The following is a 22242-nucleotide window of genomic DNA, read 5'->3' as shown; positions in this document are numbered from 1 at the left end:
GAGGGCTAGGGTCAGGCCCCCCGTTCTCCATTACTCCTTGCCCGCCTTGCACTTCCAGACAAGCACTAAAAAAAGGAGGCTTATGTATCCAAAAACCGGATAAATATATCCTAGTAACCTTCCATATCCGAATTCACTAATGATTAAAGCTATTAAAAAGATCACCGCTATGATCAGCATGCTTGGCAATTTAATATAACTGCTGATTTGCCTCTGTAAGCCATATATGTTTCCGATGACCGAAGTGAATATCTCGCCGTATATCACCAAAATGAACATCCAATACAACTGACTGGCCGCCGTTCTCATAATAACTGCTGAAGGAATTTCATAACGATTCACGTCAGGAAGTGTCATAAGTGAAAAATGCCCCGTCAATAAAATGATGGTCAGGAATATACCTCCAAGAATTGCTCCATGCTTAATGACCTTCTCATCTCGAACTTCATACGCAACCGGAACCAGCACAGCCTGTGCCAAAGCCAGGTTAAAGGCTGTATAGGCAAAGGGGGACAAAATCATTTTCATGGTGATCACTTCATCCGGAACTTTTGTCAGGGTCTTAAAGAAATCCACATTACCTAAAGTCGAGAAAAAAAGAATCACGCTAAAGCAGATCATGATTGGTACAACAAACGAGTTCACAGTGAAAACACCGCGCATGCCCATCATCAGGACCAAGGATGCCAGTATGATCGTAGACCAACTTCCAATACTTTTAGGCACGCCAAGTTGTTCTTCAAAAACGGCTCCTGAACCCGAAATCATGACAGCCGTCACCCCTAACAGCATGATAAGGAAAAAGAAGTTGATGATTCCTGCTATTTTCTTGCCAAAAAGAAATTGATTGAACTCCTCATAAGAAGATGCTCTGATCCTTGCGGAAATGAGCATGATTTTCGTGCCGGTGAAAATGAAAATATAACCTGCTATTAAAATCCCGATAAAGCCATAAAAACCATAACGGGTAAAAAACTCGACAATCTCTTTTCCAGTTGCAAATCCTGCACCGACGACTGTGCCTACATAAACCGCTGCAATCTGAAAACTCCCTGACCACCTTGACAGCATACTCTCCCCTCCTCCCTACATTTATATGTAAGGAAGAGACATTTAAGACAAGCCGAGCAATATTCCTTTCGTCAGCTGTTTTTTTCCTGGGTTACATCCTCTCATCGTGCAGTCTGAAACCCCCTATGCATTTCACTGTGAAGCATCATTCCGAACGCATGAAAGATTTTAAAAAAACGCTTGGAATAATCTCCAAGCGTTCAGACTGTAAACTAATTAATAAACGTACCAGTTTATTCCAGAAATTAGTTCCCTTTCCGCTGACTGTCTTTCATGCCGCATAATTGCAAGCGCCTGTGAGGTCTCGGCTAGTCAGTGATTCGGCAGGAGTGTCGCAAATTTCTTCCATCCAATAATGTTTCTTTCTATAAAAAAAGTGTTCATGAAGGATAACCAAGTCTTCTTTTATAATCATGGTTCGGAGTTAGATCATTTCATAATGCTTTATCATCAACAGTGGAGAGCCATTCGTCTATCACCTTCACAACGGACTGTACAGTACCGTCAACAAACGGGGATTTTAGATTCGCAGATTCAACGAGATCAAGGAAGGACTTGCTGCCTCCAAGTTGGCACAGATTCAAATAATCCTCCCAAGCCGTTTCATCTTTTTCAGTCGACCTTTTCCAGAATTGGAAAGCACAAATCTGGGCCAATGTATAGTCGATATAATAAAAAGGTGATTGATAAATGTGGCTTTGCCGCTGCCAATACCCGCCATTCTCCAAGAATTCGTTTCCTTCATAATTACGATGCGGCAAATATTCCATCTCGATCTTACGCCAAGCCTGCTTCCTTTCAACGGGGGAGGCATTAGGATTTTCATAGACAAAATGCTGAAATTCATCAACAGCTACCCCATACGGGAGGAATATGAGGGCACCGCTTAAATGGGAAAACTTATATTTTTCCGTATCTTCCTTGAAAAATAGCTCCATCCATGGCCAAGTTAAAAATTCCATGCTCATCGAATGGATTTCACATGCTTCATATGTAGGCCAATAATACTCAGGAATGTCAAGATCACGGCTGCGATACACTTGGAATGCATGACCTGCCTCATGTGTCAAAACATCAATATCCCCGGAAGTACCGTTGAAATTAGAAAAGATGAATGGAGCTTTATAGTCTTCTATAAAAGTACAGTAGCCACCGCTTTCTTTTCCTTTTTTCGCCACAAGGTCCATCAGGTCATTATCAATCATATAGTTGAAAAACTGATTCGTTTCAGGTGATAGTTCCTGGTACATCCTTTTCCCATTATCGATGATCCACTCAGCATCGCCTTTTGGAATGGCATTACCCGTTCTGAAATGAAAATTCTCATCATAATAGTTCAGGTTCTCCAATCCAAGACGTTCCCGCTGCTGTTCCTTCAGCCGGGTGACAAGCGGTACCACTTCCTCTTTCACCTGCTTGCGGAATACAGCAACCATATCAGCATCATAATCAGTCCTTGTCATTCGATAATACCCAAGTTCCACGAAATTCCCATAACCCAGCGCTGTCGAAATCCCATTCCTAACCTTGACAAGTTCATCGAATATACGATCCAATTCCTCCTGCTTTTCTTCAAAGAAACCGTAATATGCCTCACTTGCATTTTTCCTTAACTCACGGTCCGAGGACTCCATAAAAGGCTGAAGCTGCGCAAGTGTTAATTCTTTTCCATCAAAGTGAATTTTTGCAGAGGCAATTAATTGTGAATACTCACTTGATAATTTATTTTCTTTTTGCAGTTGTGGTATGATTTCGGGCGAAAAGGTTTTGAGTTGGGCCTCTGCCAGGTCAAATAGTTGAGTTCCCCATTTCTCCTCAAGCTCCTTACGGAATTTCGAGCGAACGAGTTCATTGTAAAATTTCGAGGTCAATTCTTCCATTTCAGGGGAGAAGTCATCTAAGTAATCATTCTCCGCTTTATAAAAAACATCATTGGTATCTATGGAATGCCGGATATAGACCAAATTAAACATCGTACCTACATAATTTCGAATTCCGTTTATTTCTTCCATGGCTTTTATTTGTGCATCGGCGTTTGCAGCGTCCGTAAACTTTTCCAAAGCTTTCATGAACCGGGTTTTAATTTCATCCATTTCAGGACGTTTATATTGATACTCATTAAATTTCATATGTAGGCTCCTTTTCGAATATAAAACATTTTTTCTGTATAAACCAGAGTGTCGTTATCCAATCGGATTCGTTTCCAAGAAACTTTCACCATTATCACGATTATCTTAATGTAATTTAATTCGCCACTGCGTTATTAAAAACCTTTTTATGTCGCTAAAACAAATTCATGTTTTATCAGACATAAAAAAACAGCACCTGTAGTCAAATCAAGGTGCTGTTTCTTTAGCTAATTTTGAGCGGAATACCCAATCTTTTTAAGCAATTCAATCACGGTCGCCTTTTCATCTTGCGTAAGTACACTCATGATATCATCGATTCTTTTTTCATGCTCAGGAAAAACTCCTTCAATAAAGGCCTTTCCTTTATCGGTTATCTTTGCAAAGGTTACACGGCGATCCTCTTTACATGCTATGCGCTGCAGATATTCCTTCTGTTCAAGTTTATCCACGACATAGGTAATGCTGCCGCTAGCTAGCAGGATCTTTCCGCCTATTTGCTGAAGAGGCTGATCCCCTTTATGATAAAGCAATTCCAGTACTGCAAACTCAGTTGGATTCAAACCCTCTTCAGCTATATGTTTATTAACCACATCATTAATGGATCGATGAGCTCTAGACATCACAATGAACAGTTTCAAAGACTGTTGGATGTTATTATTCTCCATAACTTCACAACCTTAAAAATTTTTAATTAAAATATCTTGAATTAAAAGTTATTATATGACATAAAGGATTTTTTGTCAATCTGCCCTGTTAGTATGCACTATTGTTTAATCAATCATTTTGATATACTTGAAAAAAAAGCTAAAGTAGTGACAAACATGAAAACGAGGCATAAATTCACCACATATCTACTTATTGTTATTTTACCATTAATTTTTCTCTCTATCATTTATTGGATGCATTTAGAACGTTCCCTTCTAAAAGAAAGACAGGAACAAGCTGAATGGGCGGGAACGGTTTATCAAGAATACATAGATCAAGTTATAAGGGAAACGAAGGAAAACCTTGAGCTGCTTAGCCTTAGCAGTTCCGTGCTTTATATGGATGACAAAAAAACCGAACTGCTTATGAACTGGATCAAAGATACAGATTCCAGGTATGCCGGAGTATATTGGCTAAATCGCGACGGTGTTTCCATTTCGGGTACGAATAAGAATTTCCATCATTACCATTTAATCGAACAAAATGATATGGAACGTGCAGTAAAAACTCAAAAAGCAGTTGTTGCAGGAACAAAGGAGCTTTATAACGCTCATTTTAATTATTTTTCCATTTTTGCTCCCATACTGGATCAAGATAAAAAAGTGCAAGGGTTTTTATTGGCACATATCAGGCTGGATCATATGGAAAAAATATTAAAAATGCTCAGCCCAGGTCATACCTTTATATTGGAAACAAAGGACAAAACCCGAATTTTAGATATAAATGCCGAGGGATTCAATGGACATTCAACATGGGTGGATGTTCCTTTGACCGAAGTTGATTGGACACTGAGCGTCAAAGTGCCCGACAAGATTAACACAAATAACATGAATGTTTTTTTAATGCTTGTTTTTTTCACCTTCTTTATTACTCACATGATTTATATCATCATGGAGGAAGTGATCGTTCGCAGGCATGCCAAAAAACAAAAATTACTAAATGAAAACCAAAAAATAGATTTTGTCGGTACATTGGCTGCAAGTACTGCACATGAAATAAAAAACCCACTGACCGGCATAAAGGGGCTAGTGCAGTTACTGGTTGAAAAACACCCTGAGGAGCAAGATCAGTTCTATTACTCTGTCATCATGAAGGAAATTGAACGGATCAATAGCATCGTCAGCGAATTTTTGATTTTAGGAAAGCCAATGGTACAAACTTTATCCTTATATGATATTCGCAGTATCATTGCTGAATTGAGACCAATAATAGAATCAGAAGCACGTCACTTCAATATTGAAGTGGAATGGAATATCATAAAGGAGCCAATCCTGGTTCATTGTACAAAGGACCAACTCAAACAAGTCATTCTCAACATTGCCAAAAACGGTTTCGAGGCCATGGAAGTTGGGAAAAAGTTAAGGATTCGTATTCACCATGAAAATGAATGGGCTAAAATCATGATCATCGATAACGGGCAAGGATTGAATGAAAAAGATATAGGGAAAGTGTTCGATCCCTTCTATACATCGAAAAAAGAAGGAACGGGATTAGGGCTATTTGTGTGTAAACGAATCATTGAATCTTTTAACGGCACCATCGAGTTTTCAAGTAAACCTCTGGTCGGTACAACCGTTACAATCAGCTTGCCGCTTATAAAAGACCACACTTAGCAATACTTTGAAGAGTTATCGAATTTTTCATGAAGACTAGTAACGATCCCGATTTATTTAAGGTGTCATGCATACGGTGCATGCTTCTTGAATCTATTTATGGAATAGGTAAAAATCTTAATCAGGAAGAAGGATATATACAGATGGGAAGTATCGCTGCCATTAAAACAAAACCGCAAAAACAAGATATGACTCTGAAAATCATGATCATCATAGGCATATGCCATTTAATGAATGATTCTCTTCAGGCCGTCGTACCGGCCATGTTCCCAATCCTCGAAAAATCAATGTCGCTTTCGTATACACAGCTTGGAATGATTGCATTCTGCCTGAATATCGTCTCATCGCTCCTGCAACCGGCAGTTGGGTTCTATACGGATAAAAAACCATTTCCATATGCATTGCCCATTGGGTTGACCAGTACTTTAATCGGGGTCATCATTCTCGCAATTGCCCCAAACTATACCATTATCCTTGGTGCAGTCATCCTGATGGGCTTAGGGTCGGCCATATTCCATCCGGAAGGCTCCAGGGTTGCCTACATGGCAGGCGGACCAAAGAGGGGCCTGGCACAATCCATTTATCAGGTCGGCGGGAATAGCGGGCAGGCACTTGCCCCACTCATCACAGCCATCGTACTTGTTCCATTTGGTCAGAAAGGCGCACTCTGGTTTGCCCTGGTTGCCTTAATGGCCGTTATCCTATTGCTGTATATTGCCAATTGGTATTCCCAAAAATTAATTCACTTCCAGCCTAAGAAGCTTGCTGCAAAAATAATCAATAAAGAGCGGTCCCATAAAGTGGCCAAAGCCCTGGTATTGATTTTATTCATAATCTTTGCCCGTTCCTGGTATGTATCGTGCATGACGAACTTTTATAGTTTTTATTTGATCGAGCAATATTCATTCACGATAAAAGCCGCACAATTTTTCCTATTTGCCTTTTTGGCAGCTGGTGCTGTAGGTACATTTTTCGGAGGCCCGCTTGCTGATAGATTCGGACGTAAAAACATCATTTTCTTTTCTTTCGCTGCCAGTATGCCAATAACCGCACTTTTACCATTCGTACCTCCTACAGCCGCTTTTATCTTATTATTGATAGCGGGATTCATTATCATGAGCAGTTTTTCCGTCACGGTAATATACGCACAGGAATTGGTTCCGGGAAAAGTCGGTACGATGGCAGGCTTGACCGTAGGTTTAGCCTTCGGAATGGGTGCCATTGGATCCGTTTCATTGGGAGCCATTGCAGATATAATTGGAATTGAATCCATGATTAAGCTAGTGGGATTCCTGCCATTACTGGGGATCATCAGCATATTGCTACCGTCTGATCTAACATTGAAAAAATGGTATGCAGAAGATTGATGCAAAATGGTTTTTTCCAGGAACATATTCTTTATGTCTAAATACAATGAATTATTGTTTCACCCAAAAATTCGCAAAGAAGTAACGATAAGTACCTTACAAAGGAGAAATTTATGAGTGGAGTTTTATTAGGCAGCATCCTATCTGCTATGTCTACAGGGTTTGGTGCGTTACCGATCTTGTTCATTCAAGGTTCAATCACACATCGATTCAGAGACACGCTACTGGCATTTACCGCTGGAATCATGATGGCTGCTTCGTTATTGAGCCTGATCCCGGAGTCTCTGGCCACCGGAGGGTATATTCAGCTAGTAATTGGGGTTTTTCTCGGGGTAATGACATTAACGATCATGGAACAAAACATTCCTCATATCGATCTCAGCCATACGAAAAGTGGTATTCAGTTCGATGAAAAGGCCTTGCTCATCATCACTGCCATTACACTCCATAATATTCCTGAGGGGCTTTCTGTCGGGGTCAGTTACGCCTCTGATACAGCTGATACAGGTAACTTGATCGCTTTTGCCATCGGCCTGCAAAATGCTCCGGAAGGCTTACTGGTCGCCTTGTTTTTAATTAATCAAAAAATCGGTAAACTCACAGCATTCCTGATTGCAACCTTAACCGGCACCATCGAAATAATTACAGGCTTACTGGGTTATTATTTAACCTCTTACATTGGGTTCCTGGTTCCATACGGCCTAGCTTTCGCCGCCGGGGCCATGCTTTTCATCGTTTATAAGGAACTGATTCCCGAAAGCCATGGGGATGGTAATGAACGCACATCCACCTATTCCTTCATTATCGGCCTTTTGTTCATGGTCATATTATTGGAAATTTTATAATTGCGGTACTTCCATGGCTGGCTCCATCAAGTGAGTCAGCTCTTACTTTTTATTTATCAGTGTAATCCATTCAGAAAAATTAAGACTTCTAAACCAATCCGATGCACGAAGGACACCTTCTGGTGACCTCCCCTCGATATATACCCCAAATCCAAAGGAAATTCCAAAGATATATTCTTGTTTATATAAGTCTTTCTTTATTTGTTTTTAGATATGATTCATTTCACCAGAAATCACACAAAGCTGATTGTCTCTTGCCTGCTAATATAAAAAGTCATGGGCATTGCATTTCCTTCTAAAAGGAAATGTCATCATTAAAGGGCTGCTGTACAATAACAACCATTTCTTCGCGCTTATTTCTCACTTCCACTGATGAATGATGTTGAAGGATCAGGTACTCATTTATAAGTTTGTCAAGCTGCTCACTTTGGCGAAGGGTATACTCATGGCCAAGTCCATACATTTTCGCCAACTCCATCATTTCCCAACGCTTCATTCGAATCTCAGAACAAATTTCCGTTGCACACCTAGAATTCATAACTACATTCACTACTCCTGCCCTTTTAAAGTTACATTATAATAAAGAAGTATTACAAAATATGCCTTATATGTAAATAGATTCGCAAAAAAAGACAAAACTTCTTAAATTGCGATATGGCTTTGTCCATCAGCAGACAGGATATGACGGAAATTCCTAAGCATAAGCATCATATATTGATCAGGAAGATTTCATATGAAGACAGCTCCGAAAATCGCTTTGAAAGATCCCCCCATTTGGATGCTATTATTAGTTTTCGCTTATTCAATTCGAGCAAATAATTTCTCAATGATTTAAAAGCAGGACAGCCCCTTAAGTGAAGGGGAAAAATGTTTATCATTATTACAACCCTCATTTGAAATCCCAGGATAATAATGCTGGAACAAAAAAGGAATCCGATAAAGGATCCCTAATGTAATATCCATGCTTTCCGTTAACTTAAGAAAGGTATAGAGCATCCCCTTCTACATTACTCGAATGGCAAATAAATATGAAAACTCGTCCCTTTTCCCACCTCGCTTTCCACTTCTATATAGCCATTGTGTTCTTCAATGATTTTATAGCTGACCATGAGCCCCAGCCCTGTTCCCCTATCCTTCGTCGTATAAAAAGGTTCACCCAATTTTTTTAGCATTTCCGTTGAAATCCCCATGCCTTTATCGGTAATTGAAATGCAAACGTATTTCTCTGAAAATCGGCTTGTTTTAATGTGAACAGACCCGCCATCCGGCATGACTTCCAATGCATTTTTGATGATATTAATGAACACTTGCTTTAACTGGTTCGCTTCACATAAAACCTTACATTCATCTTCTTCAAAGTATGTCTCGAATTGAATATTTTCCAACAGTGCCTGAGCGGCCAGTAATTCCAGTGTTTCTCTCAATATGGTATGAACATCCTGTTTGAAAATTTTTAGCGCCTGCGGCTTTGCCAGTACCAAAAATTCCGTGATAATGGTTTCGATTCGCTTAATTTCGGATGTAATCACATGAAAATATGTGGAAAACTCCCCTTTAACACCGTCCTCAAGCAACTGGATAAAACCTTTTAAGGCTGTCATTGGGTTCCTGATTTCATGAGCAATACCTGCCGCCAATTCACCAACGACATTCAAAGTATCCGATTTACGGATTTGTTCCTGCATCTCGAGATTTTTACTCACATCACGGAAAATGCTTAAATTCAGGTTCGAATATAAATTTTTCCTCGTCAAAAATTCAATATGCTTAACTCTTCCATCTTCGAATGTTATCGGAATGATGGAGGAGTATACCTCATGCTTATAAACATTTTCAATATGAGCATTCAAGACTGGAGCATTTTCAGGAATTTTTTCGATGAATCCCTTAACAGATAAAGAAAGCAGTTTGCGCTTCGAAATCTCCAATATTTTCTGACCCGCTTCATTAATATCCGTGAACCCTTCATGATTCCATAAAATCAGGCCGTCTAATGTTCCCTCAAAAATCTTCCTGAACTTCTTCTCACTATCCCTTAATTCCTTCTCAATCAGCCAGCGCTCACTGACATTTCGAAAGATCGTTACGTTATATCCGTCACCTTCATGTTTTTTTGCAGTCAATTCTAGCAATTTAATTTGGTTATTAGGCATTTTATAAATCAGCTCACCCCGCACCTGGGTGTCTCTTTCAAATGTTTCCATCATCTGACTAAAATGGTGATTGTTGCTGTAAACGTATTTCCAGATATAACTGCCAATCAAATCCTCCCTGCTGGATTCGAATATTTTACACGCTGAATGATTGACCCGAAAAATGATCCCGTCATCATTCCAGAATATGATTGCATCCATGGACTGGTCGAATAATTCCGCAAAAATCCGTTCGCTCGTCTCTAACTTTTTTTCTATTATATTTGATTCTGTAATTCTTCCAAGCACAGACATATATAGTTCATTTCCTACCGTTGAACTTATCGAAAAAGTAAAATGATGCAGTTCATCCCCGACCTTTATCTCTACCTCCCCTTTATAGTTCGACTCATCAAAGGCTCTTTGTATGCTCTCATCCCAATATCCCCTATAATCTGGGGAGATGAGGTCCCTCATATTCTTACCGACAATCTCTTTTTTCGGAATGCCCAAGGCATGGATAAAGGCATGGTTCACTTCCATTATTATTCCTGAACTGTCGAATAGAACGATGCTTTCTATGGCTGTATCGAAAATGTCCAAAAACATCTGTCTTGACATCCCTGTTTCCCTTGACGAAGAAACATCCAATGTCACATCCCCCAAACGATAGAACTGCTGTCCTTCGGAAAGTGATCCCATTCGTATAAACTCTATTTGCTTAAGGGCTCCGGTATGTAGCTGGATAATTTGCCTTTCACTTTCATTCGAGGTTTTTAGGGTGCTTGACACTTCCTGGTTATTTAAAGGGATGACATCGAGAAAATCAGTTATCCTCATGGACTCCAGTTGATCTTTAGGTGTTTCGAGCAGGGCACAAGCGGCATCATTGGCATAAGTGAGACGCAGTTCCTCATCAACCCTGATATAAGGCTCTGACATTGAATCGAACATATTCAGAAACCCTTCGATCTGTTTATTCAATTTTAAAATTTCCTGTTTATATTCCGTTTCATTCTCATAACCGATATTCATATTAACCCCCCTCATCAAAACCCATACCTACCCAACTTTATTCGACATCCATCTTGATTTTCCTCGGTATTTTTCGAAAATCAGCGCAAACTCCTTTATCCAAAATTAACCTATATATCAAATGATAGTATATTGAATGCTGTAAAACTTAGCGTTAAGCTTAATTTAAGGTTTTTATAATAAATTTAATAAATAATGATTTAGTACAAGGTATTTAGGGAATAAGAAATAACAATGCTTTCTAGCTACCTTAAAATTTATTAAATGGAGGCAATAATGAAACAACGTGATTTTTTCTTCGATAACGCCAAGTTCATTCTCATGGCATTTGTCGTCTTTGGTCATTTGCTGAATACGTATATACATGACAGTGAAACGATATATGCTTTATATAAAACCATTTATTCCTTTCACATGCCTGCCTTTATCCTTGTTTCAGGATTCTTTGCGAAAGGTTTTTATCAAAAAGGGTATTTGGGCAAAATTACTAAAAAACTGATTTTACCCTACATCATTTTCCAATTGATATATACCGTTTACTATTATTTCTTATATGAACGTTCTGCCATCACTGTAGACCTGCTTGACCCCCAATGGTCGCTATGGTTCTTGATCAGTTTATTCTGTTGGAACATCATGCTGCTTGGTTTCTCAAAGCTAAAGCCATCAGTAGGCATAGGTTTATCTTTAATAATCGCATTATTGATTGGTTATATAGACAATATTTCCAATTACCTTAGTCTCTCCAGGACATTCGTTTTTTTCCCGATGTTTTTGATCGGGTACCATTTAAGCAAGGAACATTTAAAAAAACTATTCACTCCCAAAGTTCGTTTGGCATCACTTATTGTCATGTTAGTGATTTTTATCGGTTTTTATTTAAATACCGATATTAATTATAAATGGCTGCTCGGTTCGAAACCATATGCCGAACTTGAAGATGCGACAATCGTGTCCATGTTTAAACGCCTAGGATTTTATGGATTGAGCATCATTTCAGTGTTCAGCTTCCTTTCGTTCATCCCACGCAGACAATATTTCTTTACGAATTGGGGTAAACAAACCCTTTATGTGTATCTGCTGCATGGTTTCTTCATTCGTTTCTTCCGCGAAAGCACCATACAGGAATACTTCAGCAATACAGAGAGCTTTATCATGCTCGCCGGACTCTCTTTCTTGATTACCGTGTTATTATCAAGTGAAATGATCGCTTCCATGGCACAGCCGATCATCGAATTGAAGGCGACCAAAACAAAACGATTCATGACTAAAACGAAAGATTATATTAAACAAGCGTTTTAAATAAAACGGATGAAGCATTTCCTGCTTTATCCGTTTTTTCAAATTCGATTTATTATCCGACTTTCAAGCAGCAAAGATTCCCCCTTCAATACCATAACTCATTTTTCAAATGGAGCACGCTATGGTAAAATTACTCGTTAGTGCTTGTTGGCTTAAAAAGACATGTACACGAAAGGAGCCAGGCGTTTCTTTTACGCCCTTTAACATGAATATAATAATCAGTACTCTTAACGCAAAATATATCCATACATCGCTATCCATCCGATATTTAAAAGCTTACGCCCAGCCTGATTATGATGTCCAGCTGGCAGAATATACGATAAAAGATCCAATTATGAACATAGTTGGTGACCTTCATTCCAAAAAACCTGATGTCATAGGGTTCAGCTGCTATATTTGGAACATCGAGGAAACAATGAAAGTCGTAGCCATGCTAAAAAAAATCAACCCGGAATTGGTCATCATTCTCGGCGGACCTGAAGTCACCTATGATGTTGGGGAATGGCTTGATCAGATTCCCGGGGCTGATTTCATCGTAATCGGTGAAGGTGAAGTCACCTTCAAGGCCCTTTTATCTGAAATTGAAGGTTCGAATGACTATAAGAAGATCGGCGGCATTGCGTACCGACAGGATGGAAAAAAAATCATCCAGCCTCAGAACGGCAAGGTTGATTTAAAATCCCTCCCTTCTCCATATCGTTTGGAAGAAGACCGCGGCGACCTATCTAAACGTGTCACCTATATCGAAACTAGCCGAGGTTGCCCGTTCAGCTGCCAATTTTGCCTTTCATCGATTGAAGTGGGTGTCAGGTATTTTGATCGTGAAAAGATTAAAGATGATATCAGGTACCTTATGGCTAATGGTGCAAAGACCATTAAGTTCGTTGACCGAACCTTCAATATCAGCCGAAGCTATGCCATGGAGATGTTTCAATTCTTAATCGATGAGCATCTTCCCGGTGTGGTTTTCCAGTTCGAGATCACGGCGGACATCATGCGTCCGGAAGTTATCCAGTTCTTGAACGACAATGCCCCTGCAGGACTGTTCCGTTTTGAAATAGGGGTACAATCGACGAATGATCATACGAATGATCTAGTAATGAGAAGACAGAATTTCGAAAAACTGACCAGGACCGTAACCATGGTAAAAGATGGTCAGAAAATTGATCAGCATTTAGACCTTATTGCCGGTTTACCGGAAGAAGATTATCATTCTTTCCGAAAGACCTTCAATGATGTTTTCGAGCTTAGACCCGAAGAGATGCAGCTTGGTTTCTTAAAGATGCTTCGTGGAACCGGCTTACGGATACGAGCCGATGAACACCAATATATATACAGCGAACATGCTCCTTATGAAATATTGGGGAATAATGTTTTATCCTTCGATGACATTGTCCGCATTAAACAAGTTGAAGATGTACTTGAAAAATACTGGAACGATCATAGAATGGATCATACTACGGAATATCTTGTCAAAACGGTATTCCAATCACCGTTCGACTTCTTTCAAGATTTCGGTACCTATTGGGATGAACAAGGGTGGTCACGAATCGGCCATCAGCTTGAAGACTTGTTCAGACGTTTACAGCAGTTTTTGGCTTCCCAGGAATCTGCCGAACTAAAAAACATTATCGGACTCATGAAATTGGATTATTTCATGAATCAAAAATACAAACCACGTAAACCTTGGTGGGAAGCTTCATTAGATAAAAGTGGTCGGAAAGAGATATATGAATATATTCTCAATAAGCCTGAACAGCTTGGTTCCTCTTTCACCGCTTTGGCCCTAAATGAAAAAGAAATACACAAACACACGTTGCTCGAGGCACTTCCCTTTGATTTGGAAACGTATTTAGCCGAGGGAACAATCGTCGATAAACCTTCATTCATGCTTGCCTATTTTGATCCGAGTGGTAAGGGATCAACGATTTTCCCTCTTTCAAAATCCGGCAGCATCATGCATTAATAATAAGGACGGACCCAAGGCTGGGTCCGTCCTTTTTTACTTATCACTTTCACGTTTTTTATTTTCTTTTGCCAAAATTTCATAAATTTTAGTTGCGTTCATATCGCCGCTGAATTCGATTCCAAATTCAGTTCGTACATGTTCACCCATCTTTTCCCCGCTGTTCCGTTTTTCTTTATCCATTACTTCTTCCTTTTCTGCCTTGCTTTGAATTGCGGTTGGCACCTTTCATTGCATTTTCCTCCATTGCGAACTCATTGGAAAATTCATTTTCAGCTTGATTTCTTTTTGGCGTTTTACTTGCTTTGACAGCTCCATCCACATTGGCTTTCCGTTTCATTTTCATCCACCCTTTTTAATATAGTTTACCTTTTAGAATGGGGTAAAAATGCCGGAAATTATTCAGGGATAATATAGGGACAGACGAGAAAAATAACCGTAAAACGAAAAGGGAGACACTACATGAAAAAGAAATTGGATTCACCAATTGTCGACGATACACAACCACACCAAATTAACGCACCAAGCTTTAAAGGGACCGGTATAAAACCACAGGCTCCATTCGTCAATGATTATGGAGTCGTAATTGGCGACAGTAAATATGCCTCTGAAAACTCACCACTCGAAAACTGGAGCGAAGATACAGACCCGGAAATCATGGCTGGAGACGAATGGGTACACCCCACCAATGATATAGGCTGGAATTCAACTGAAAACCGCCAACTATTAGAGTCTAAAATAGCGCCGCAGCCGCCTTTCATGCATCCAGATAAAGATGTTAGCACTGATACGGATTGAGGCGTGCTTTCTTTAGGGTCAAAGGAACAAGTGAAATCCTAGAAGGGGTGCATCATACACCCCTTATTCTCATTTAACCTGCAAAATCAACTTCCCTTTCGTTTGCCGGGCGTTCATTTCCTCATGAACGGCTGCTGCCTTTTCAATTGGGTAGATGCCCCCGATAGTTAACTTAAGCTCCCCAGACGCAACGTATGCAAAAAGGTCTTGAATGCTAGGCAACAGCAAATCCGGGTGTTTCATGATCTGTGGCAGGAAAAAACCCACGACGGATTGATTGCGCCTCATTAATTGCTGCGGGTTCATCGTATAAGGCTTACGACTTGCATTACCAAAAACAACAAGACGTCCAAATGGAGCCAAACATTTCAATGTTTTATTGAAAATATCCCCTCCAGCCATTTCCAGCGCGACGTCTACTCCCTTTCCTCCCGTGACCTCACGGACTTTCATTTCCCATCCTTCTTGCGTGTAATCAATGAGTTCATCTGCCCCCATCTCTTTAGCCAGTTCCAACTTTTCCACTGTACTGGCGGTGGCAATCACTTTTCCAGCCCCGAAGATTTTGGCTAACTGTACGGCAATCGTTCCCACTCCCCCAGCAGCAGCATGGACCAATACCGTTTCCCCCTGTTGCATGCGTCCCATTGTCTTAAGAATATGATAGGCGCTCAGACCTTGGAGGGGCAAGGCAACAGCTTCATGGAACTGAATGGCATCAGGAAGCGGAATGGCCGAGAATTCATCAGAAAGGGCATATTCTGAATATCCACCAGATTCAATTAAGCTGACGACCCTTGTACCAGGTTTGATTTTGGTCACCTTTCCACCAACTTCCACCACTACGCCAGCCACTTCCGCACCGGGAATGAACGGAAGCGGCGTAGGAACTACATATTGCCCTTCCCTTCTGGCTGTATCTGCATAATTGACGCCTACACAATCGATTTCAATCAGAACTTCATGCCCTGTTGGCACAGGTCTTTCCATTTCAGTCAATTTCAGTACTTCCGGTCCGCCGTATTCTTCAAAGTGAATAGCTTTCATCTTTATCCCTCCCTTATTAATTTCCTGTAAATTCCGGCTTTCTTTTTTCTTTGAATGCCGCTACCCCCTCAAGATGATCTTCCGTGGAAACCATCAAGGTTTGCGTAATACGTTCCTGTTCCAGTATTTCATCAAGTGTAGCCGTATATGAATGGCTGACGAGCTTTTTCATCATCCCATATGCTTTTGTCGGTCCATTTGCCAGTTTTACCGCAAGTTTCAATGATTCCTCTTCAAGTTGATTGAGTGGATATAAATAATTAATGACACCCAGCTGATATAAGCGTTCCCCAGAAATTGGCTCGGCCGAAAAGAAGAGCTGCTTTGCAAGGTGGGGCCCTACCAATTTAGGTAAAAAATACGAACCCCCTCCATCAGAGATCAGGCCTACCTGTGAAAAACTCATGGCAAATTGACTATCATCGGAAGCCACGATCAGATCACAGGCGAGTGCCAAATTGAATCCGGCACCAGCAGCAAATCCATGGACGGCAGCGATTACGGGAACCTCGGAAGCATCCAGAGCCAATATGCATTCATTCATTCTGCCAACATGATCATACAATTGACCTGCAGAGGCCTGCCCCATTGACTTGACGTCGCCTCCTGCAGTGAATGACCTTCCCGCCCCTTTGATGATGACTGCCCTTATATGCGGTGTTTGTTTTACATCCTTAATCTCTTTCGTTAAGCTTGCAATCATATCCGGACTAAATGCATTCAAGCTTTCAGGGCGATTCAAAGTCAGGATCATTACATTATCGATTACTTCTTTCAATAAGTGTTCTTTTAACATTTACCCATCCCCTTTTTCTATTTGATCAACCAGCCGCCATCCACCAATAAATCCGTCCCAGTCATATAGGAAGCCTCCGGGGAAGCAGCAAAGGTAATGACATTACTTATTTCCTCCGCTTTCCCCACTCTTTCCAGTGCCGTGTTCCGTTGAATGGACTTTACGAATTTTTCATTTTGCAGTCCATCCTCCGTCAATGGCGTTTCAATGAATCCCGGTGATACGGAATTGACCCGAATGCCGACTGCAGCGAGTTCCAGTGCCAAAGATTTCGTTAAACTGATGACTCCGGCTTTAGCAGAGCTGTAATGCGGGATGAACGCTCCTGCCTGATGTCCTGACAGTGAAGCCACATTCACGATTGCCCGATTGCTGGAACCTTCATTTCCCCCACTAGCTCCTTCTTCCATCAATTTCCCCAAATACTTGGAAACTAGAAAGACACTTTTCAAATTGACATGTTGAATCATATCCCAATCAGCTGCAGATGTATCCAGGAGCTTTGAGGACTTTGAACCACCTGCGTTATTGATTAAAATGTGAAGGTCACGATATTTTTCCTTCACATACTTGGCCAGCTCCATTACCTCTTCCTCGACGGTAACATCTGCAGGGAAAATATCAGCAACCGGAATCGGGTGCCTGGCATTGATTTCTGCAGCTGCTTCCTCCAGCTTTCCTTTCGTCCGCCCTACCAACAGCACTTTTGCCCCTTCGTCCGACAAGCGCATCGCCGTAGCTTTCCCAATACCAGAGCCTGCACCTGTAACCACCGCTATTGACTGCGAAAACCTCATCCCCTTCACTCCTTTTCTGTATTTTTGAACTACGTTTCCTGCCTTTTCAATTCCGCTTCGATCCTTCCATCCACCAACTTTGGGACAAGATCCAACGAACCTTTTTGCGCCGCCAATTCCAAATCGGCGATCAAACTATGTTTGTCAAACAACCGTCCGACATACGATGATTTCAGGATATCAAAGGCATTTTCGCTATTCGTGCGATAAAGCGCATTGGCAGCCTTTGCTGCATCGTTGAGTATGAACGTACCTTGTGATCCAGCAATCAGGCAATCTATCAAATGGCCTGCACCGTAAAAGTCTTCCAGACTGAATTCACCTGAATTTCCCGAACAAACGATGAGGATCGTTTCTGTTTTATGATATTTTTTTATTTTTTCCGCAACAGACGGATTATTCAACAAAGAAGCAATATAAACCCTTTTGGCAGCTGCTGAATTCCTCAACGCGACCGTTCCATTAGTAGTGGACAATATTAAAGTTTTACCGCGTACCAACTTACTCAATAGCGTTGGACTTGGATACATTAAATCATCAACCGGCTTTGCCTTTAGTTCTCCTGCCACTACAAAATCCCCATGGTCCAATTCCTGGCTTTTCACCAAGGCATCCAGTGGATCCATGACAGGTATCACCTGGCGTGCTCCATCATGAAGTGCTGAAATAATCGTAGTAGTCGCTAATAACACATCCAGGATGACCGCAACTTTCTCCCCTTCTTGAAGCTTTTCCACATCTATCTCTTCTTTTTTTAGTAGTAAATGAATGTTTTGAATATATTCCATTTTATTAAACTTCCTTCGCAGCTACATTTGCAGCATGAGTGAGTAAGCTTTTAACCGTTTTTCCAAGATTGGAAAAACGGGGATCATCAGTCTGGCCTTTTTTATATCGATAATAGATTTGCTGAAGGATGACAGCTAACTTAAAATAACCAAAGGTTAAATAAAAATCGACGTTGGTAACATCCCTGCCACTTCTTGCTGCATACGTCTCGATAAATTCCCTTCGAGTCAGGAAACCAGTTAAAGTCGTGACGGACGCTTGACCCACACCGATTTTGATAAGTTCCGGGTCACCGCTTTCCGTCCAGTAGCTTAATGCCACTCCTAGATCGGCTAGCGGATCACCAACGGTGGACATTTCCCAATCAAATAAACCAACCATCTCTGTAAGGTCCTGATTGAACATGGCATTATTGATCTTATAGTCATAATGGATTATTGAAGTCTGGCTATACTTCGGGATATTCTGTTGAAAATAATTAATAAGCGGACGAATTTCCTTGATTTCATCAGTCTTTGCTCTCTCATAGCGGGAAATCCATCCGTGTACTTGTCTTTCAATGAACCCTTCAGGTTTGGATATTTCGATCAAACCCGTTTTCTCATAGGGAATCGAGTGAAGATCAGCAAGCCGATTCACCATCACATATGAAAGCTGTCGGCACTTTTCAAAAGTAGGCTCGATTCCCTTGGGAAATTCAGTATCTATTACAATTCCATGTTTCCTTTCCATTAGAAAAAAAGGGGCCCCCGCGACCGATTCATCATCCGAGAACAGAATAGGCTCGGGAGCTGCTTGGAAATATGGGTTGATTGAGGAAAGGATATGATGTTCACGCTTCATATCATGTGCCTTTGGAGCAACAGGGCCAAGCGGCGGCCTTCTGAGAACAGCCTCCCACTCACCAACTTTCAGCTGATAGGTCAAATTGGAATAGCCCATAGAAAATTGTTGTAATTCCAACGGTTCATTTGGAAGGTCCAATACATTTTTTCTTAGAAAACCTTCTAATGCAGCAATATTCAATTCCTCGCCGGGCCGAACAGGAATCGTATCGTCAATCATGTTCTTCCACTCCTTTAGACTTTGTCATTCTAATTATGAACAAGATGTGAAATGAGCTTTTCTTTAATAAATTCAGGAATAGGTTCACTTTTTTGTTTCAAAAAATTAAAACAGACTAAAACTGCACTTCCTTTAGCAATCACTTCCCCAGTTTGTGAACAGAGGATATCATGGACCATATCACAGCTTTTCGTACCTACCTTTGTCAAAGATGTACGAATGGTCAAGAGTTGATTGAAATATCCCTGAGCAATAAAGTCGCATTTGGTGGAGGCTAACAAAAAATTCCAAGATTCTACATTTGTCGCTAGGCCTAAAGCTTCAAAAAATTTCATGCGTGCTTCTTCGAGGTATACGAAATAGCTTGTGTTATTGATGTGGCCCAAAGCATCCGTTTCGGAAAAACGGACGCTGACTTCCAATTCATGCATAAGACCCCTCCTTGATTAACGATGTACGAAAGCGGGTTTACGTTTATCCAAGAAAGCGGAAACCCCTTCTTTAACATCTTCAGTTTGGAAGATTTCTTCAAAAAGATTCGTTTCAATCTCTAAACCTTTTTCAAGTGTTGCCTCACTTCCTTCATTAATCGCCTTCTTGATTCTCGAAAGTGCCTGAAGTGAGTGCCTTGTCATTCGTGAGGCCAAGATTTTCGCTTCCGATAAGCCGCTCCCTTGCTCAACGACTTTATTGATAAGCCCGATCTTTTCCGCTTCCGCGGCTATAAGCGGATCACCGGTAAATATAATCTCTTTTGCCTTTGCATTACCTACAAGTCTTGACAAACGCTGTGTACCGCCACCTCCAGGGAATAAGCCTAATTTCACTTCCGGCAGTCCGATTTGAACTTGTGTTTCAGCTACTCGCAAATCACAGGCCAGTGCCAGTTCACATCCGCCGCCCAAGGTCAAGCCATTTAATACAGCCATCGTAGGTTTAGGAAACTGTTCGATTTTAGTTAGGACGGCATGACTTTCCTTTACCATTTCTTTCATATTCGGGTTCCCCATCATGCTAGGGAATTCTTTTATATCAGCCCCGGCCGCAAATGCGATATTGCCTGCACCGGTTATGAGTACCGCAACAGTTTCAGTATCTTTTGAAAGTTCATCGAAAGTTTCTCCCAATTCTCTGAATACTTGTTTGCTGATTACATTTAATGGAGGATTATCGATGGTGATGACCGCAAGCTTATTTTCCTTAACCACTTTAATTAATTTTGTCATCAATTCTTCACTCCTTGGTTTGGATAATCATACCAGCCTTTTCCTGTTTTCCTGCCTAAATGTCCTTTATTCACCTTTTCTTCTATACAAGCATTTGGCTTGTCTTCTGGATTTCCAGTTTCATTGAAACGCTGCTGCATGACAAAATACCCTACATCAATACCTGATAGATCCATCAGTTCAAAAGGACCAATGGGATGGCCTAAAGCTTTCCTGCAAATCAAATCGATATCCTTATAGTCAACAATTCCTTCTTCATACAAATATAAGGCCTCACGCTGCAACGCTCCCAAAATTCGGTTGGCTACGAATCCCGATATCTCTTTCCTCAACAAAACTCCTGTCCTATTCATATTCTCTGTGACTTCCATTGCAAGCTTCGCTGTTTCCTCGGATGTTTGGTCACTCATTACAACCTCAACACAATCCATTACTAGAGGCGGGTAAAAGAAATGCATATTAATGAACTTATCCGGACGATTCGTCACACTCGCAATCAGGCTATTGACAATCGTTGAACTATTCGTGGCAAAGATGGTTTCTGCTGGGGCCAGTTCTTCAAGTTGGGCGAAAACCTCCTGCTTCACATCAAGTTTTTCAACTACCGCTTCAATGATCAAATCAGCCCCACTGGCCGCCTTCTCAAGATCGGTGGTATATTGAAGACGGCTAAAAGCAGCCAATTTACGATCTTCAGACAATTTTCCTTTTTGAACCCATTTAGTCAAAATGACGTCCAATTTTTCTTGGGCTGCATTCAACGCGTTTTCATGAACATCCTGAAGAATCGTTTCGTAACCTCCTAGTGCAGCAAGCATCGCAATTTGGTGCCCCATCTGCCCAGCCCCAATAACGGTAATTGATTGAATTTGCTTGTTGGTCATGCCTTCTATCTCCCTTCTACTAACCGGTTAGTATGTAACCTGGTCACGCTTCAATTCCCTGCAGAATCATCCCCATAAAAATGGCTGCAACTTCCTGTTCGGTTTTTTCACCTTCTGGGTCGAACCAATGATAGCTCCAATTGGCAACACCCAAAATAGCAAAAGAGATGATGGATGCATCGAGATTGGAACGCAGTTCTCCGCTCTCGATGCCACTAATCAGAACTTGCTCGATTTTATTACGGAACTCATCCCGCTTAGGAAGGATTTGTGCAAGCTTATCGTCACTTAGATTCTTCATTTCACGGAAAAAGACCGTTGCGCTGGATTTTTTGGTTTTAATGCTCTTTAAAAGCATCAATACCATATCGAAAAGTTTATCCTTACAGCTTTTCCCAGGTTCCAACATGATTCTTTCCTGCTCACTAAGCAACTCGTCTATATAAGCTAGATGAATATCCATTAGCAACTGCTCTTTGCTCGTAAAGTAATAATAAAACGTTCCCTTCGTCACTCCGACCGATTCGACGATATCAGAAATCGACGTTTCACTAAAGCCCTTCTTTTCAAATAAGCGTATGCTATGTTCTGTCATTTTTTCTTTCATGTATGCACCCTCGCAATCTGTTAAAATTTCAGCTGAATTGATATCATACGCTTTCGTGCCATCAAAGC

Annotated in this window: 22 protein-coding genes; 6 read left to right on the top strand and 16 right to left on the bottom strand. The window is 40.9% G+C overall.

The genetic code is table 11. The annotated features are described in order from the left end of the window. Nucleotides 1–30: 30 nt before the first annotated feature. The 3 genes from AC1DIV_RS19545 to AC1DIV_RS19535 form a co-directional block, all read right to left on the bottom strand. Entirely contained in the window at nucleotides 31–1071 is a 1041-nt protein-coding gene (locus tag AC1DIV_RS19545) for a YkvI family membrane protein (protein WP_340875522.1), read from the bottom strand. 434 nt (nucleotides 1072–1505) lie between these two features. After that, a complete protein-coding gene (locus AC1DIV_RS19540) occupies nucleotides 1506–3200 on the bottom strand; it encodes a M3 family oligoendopeptidase (protein ID WP_340875520.1) in 1695 nt (564 codons plus the stop codon). A gap of 227 nt (nucleotides 3201–3427) precedes the next feature. Next, nucleotides 3428–3865 (bottom strand): MarR family winged helix-turn-helix transcriptional regulator, encoded by a 438-nt coding sequence (locus AC1DIV_RS19535; protein WP_034314147.1) that lies wholly within the window; start codon nucleotides 3863–3865, stop codon nucleotides 3428–3430. A 156-nt stretch (nucleotides 3866–4021) separates the two neighbouring features. Between AC1DIV_RS19535 and AC1DIV_RS19530 the strand changes: the two genes are divergently transcribed. From AC1DIV_RS19530 to AC1DIV_RS19520, 3 genes are all read left to right on the top strand, one after another. After that, a complete protein-coding gene (locus tag AC1DIV_RS19530; protein WP_340875517.1) occupies nucleotides 4022–5518 on the top strand; it encodes a PAS domain-containing sensor histidine kinase in 1497 nt (498 codons plus the stop codon). Nucleotides 5519–5661: 143 nt separating this feature from the next. After that, nucleotides 5662–6885, top strand: a complete 1224-nt coding sequence (locus AC1DIV_RS19525) for an MFS transporter (RefSeq protein ID WP_048678249.1) — start codon at nucleotides 5662–5664, stop codon at nucleotides 6883–6885. A 113-nt stretch (nucleotides 6886–6998) separates the two neighbouring features. Then, complete coding sequence (locus AC1DIV_RS19520) at nucleotides 6999–7730, top strand: ZIP family metal transporter (RefSeq protein WP_034314151.1); 732 nt, start codon at nucleotides 6999–7001, stop codon at nucleotides 7728–7730. A 295-nt stretch (nucleotides 7731–8025) separates the two neighbouring features. Here AC1DIV_RS19520 and AC1DIV_RS19515 read toward each other — a convergent pair whose 3' ends face one another. Then, nucleotides 8026–8268 (bottom strand): aspartyl-phosphate phosphatase Spo0E family protein, encoded by a 243-nt coding sequence (locus tag AC1DIV_RS19515; RefSeq protein ID WP_053534263.1) that lies wholly within the window; start codon nucleotides 8266–8268, stop codon nucleotides 8026–8028. Between the two features lie 469 nt (nucleotides 8269–8737). Next, nucleotides 8738–10897, bottom strand: coding sequence for a PAS domain-containing sensor histidine kinase (locus tag AC1DIV_RS19510; RefSeq protein WP_340875512.1), 2160 nt, complete (start codon nucleotides 10895–10897; stop codon nucleotides 8738–8740). Between the two features lie 276 nt (nucleotides 10898–11173). Between AC1DIV_RS19510 and AC1DIV_RS19505 the strand changes: the two genes are divergently transcribed. Together AC1DIV_RS19505 and AC1DIV_RS19500 are read left to right on the top strand one after the other, a co-directional pair. Then, the gene (locus AC1DIV_RS19505) at nucleotides 11174–12199 is read left to right on the top strand and encodes an acyltransferase family protein (RefSeq protein ID WP_063596374.1); all 1026 of its coding nucleotides are present in this window, start codon (nucleotides 11174–11176) and stop codon (nucleotides 12197–12199) included. A 205-nt stretch (nucleotides 12200–12404) separates the two neighbouring features. Beyond that, nucleotides 12405–14165, top strand: coding sequence for a B12-binding domain-containing radical SAM protein (locus AC1DIV_RS19500; RefSeq protein WP_340878479.1), 1761 nt, complete (start codon nucleotides 12405–12407; stop codon nucleotides 14163–14165). Between the two features lie 36 nt (nucleotides 14166–14201). Here AC1DIV_RS19500 and AC1DIV_RS19495 read toward each other — a convergent pair whose 3' ends face one another. Next, nucleotides 14202–14348 (bottom strand): hypothetical protein, encoded by a 147-nt coding sequence (locus AC1DIV_RS19495; protein ID WP_164468810.1) that lies wholly within the window; start codon nucleotides 14346–14348, stop codon nucleotides 14202–14204. Further along, the gene (locus tag AC1DIV_RS19490; RefSeq protein ID WP_057278994.1) at nucleotides 14341–14505 is read right to left on the bottom strand and encodes a hypothetical protein; all 165 of its coding nucleotides are present in this window, start codon (nucleotides 14503–14505) and stop codon (nucleotides 14341–14343) included. Before AC1DIV_RS19490 ends, AC1DIV_RS19495 begins: the two co-directional genes overlap by 8 nt. Nucleotides 14506–14627: 122 nt before the next feature. Here AC1DIV_RS19490 and AC1DIV_RS19485 point away from each other — a divergent pair, with 122 nt between their 5' ends. Beyond that, a complete protein-coding gene (locus AC1DIV_RS19485) occupies nucleotides 14628–14963 on the top strand; it encodes a DUF3905 domain-containing protein (RefSeq protein ID WP_048680429.1) in 336 nt (111 codons plus the stop codon). 69 nt (nucleotides 14964–15032) lie between these two features. Here the strand turns inward: AC1DIV_RS19485 and AC1DIV_RS19480 are convergent, their stop codons facing one another. From AC1DIV_RS19480 to AC1DIV_RS19440, 9 genes are read right to left on the bottom strand one after another with little or no spacing between them, the layout of a single operon-like run. After that, complete coding sequence (locus AC1DIV_RS19480; RefSeq protein WP_048680433.1) at nucleotides 15033–16010, bottom strand: quinone oxidoreductase family protein; 978 nt, start codon at nucleotides 16008–16010, stop codon at nucleotides 15033–15035. A 16-nt stretch (nucleotides 16011–16026) separates the two neighbouring features. Then, nucleotides 16027–16806: an enoyl-CoA hydratase/isomerase family protein gene (locus AC1DIV_RS19475; RefSeq protein WP_340875508.1), complete on the bottom strand. Its 780-nt coding sequence runs from the start codon at nucleotides 16804–16806 to the stop codon at nucleotides 16027–16029. A gap of 17 nt (nucleotides 16807–16823) precedes the next feature. Beyond that, nucleotides 16824–17603, bottom strand: a complete 780-nt coding sequence (locus tag AC1DIV_RS19470; RefSeq protein WP_191928544.1) for an SDR family NAD(P)-dependent oxidoreductase — start codon at nucleotides 17601–17603, stop codon at nucleotides 16824–16826. A gap of 29 nt (nucleotides 17604–17632) precedes the next feature. Continuing rightward, nucleotides 17633–18391 (bottom strand): 2-phosphosulfolactate phosphatase, encoded by a 759-nt coding sequence (locus tag AC1DIV_RS19465; protein ID WP_340875501.1) that lies wholly within the window; start codon nucleotides 18389–18391, stop codon nucleotides 17633–17635. Nucleotides 18392–18395: 4 nt separating this feature from the next. Further along, nucleotides 18396–19457, bottom strand: coding sequence for a phosphotransferase family protein (locus AC1DIV_RS19460; protein ID WP_340875499.1), 1062 nt, complete (start codon nucleotides 19455–19457; stop codon nucleotides 18396–18398). Nucleotides 19458–19486: 29 nt separating this feature from the next. Continuing rightward, nucleotides 19487–19888, bottom strand: a complete 402-nt coding sequence (locus tag AC1DIV_RS19455) for an acyl-CoA thioesterase (RefSeq protein WP_048680441.1) — start codon at nucleotides 19886–19888, stop codon at nucleotides 19487–19489. Between the two features lie 15 nt (nucleotides 19889–19903). Then, complete coding sequence (locus AC1DIV_RS19450) at nucleotides 19904–20683, bottom strand: enoyl-CoA hydratase (RefSeq protein WP_323599417.1); 780 nt, start codon at nucleotides 20681–20683, stop codon at nucleotides 19904–19906. Further along, complete coding sequence (locus tag AC1DIV_RS19445) at nucleotides 20683–21567, bottom strand: 3-hydroxyacyl-CoA dehydrogenase family protein (protein ID WP_340875495.1); 885 nt, start codon at nucleotides 21565–21567, stop codon at nucleotides 20683–20685. Before AC1DIV_RS19445 ends, AC1DIV_RS19450 begins: the two co-directional genes overlap by 1 nt. Before the next feature lie 43 nt (nucleotides 21568–21610). After that, nucleotides 21611–22174 (bottom strand): TetR/AcrR family transcriptional regulator, encoded by a 564-nt coding sequence (locus tag AC1DIV_RS19440; RefSeq protein ID WP_048680450.1) that lies wholly within the window; start codon nucleotides 22172–22174, stop codon nucleotides 21611–21613. Nucleotides 22175–22242 lie beyond the last annotated feature (68 nt).

It is taken from the genome of Peribacillus sp. 05N428 (assembly GCF_056397085.1).
This window is presented reverse-complemented; position numbering and strand designations above follow the sequence as displayed.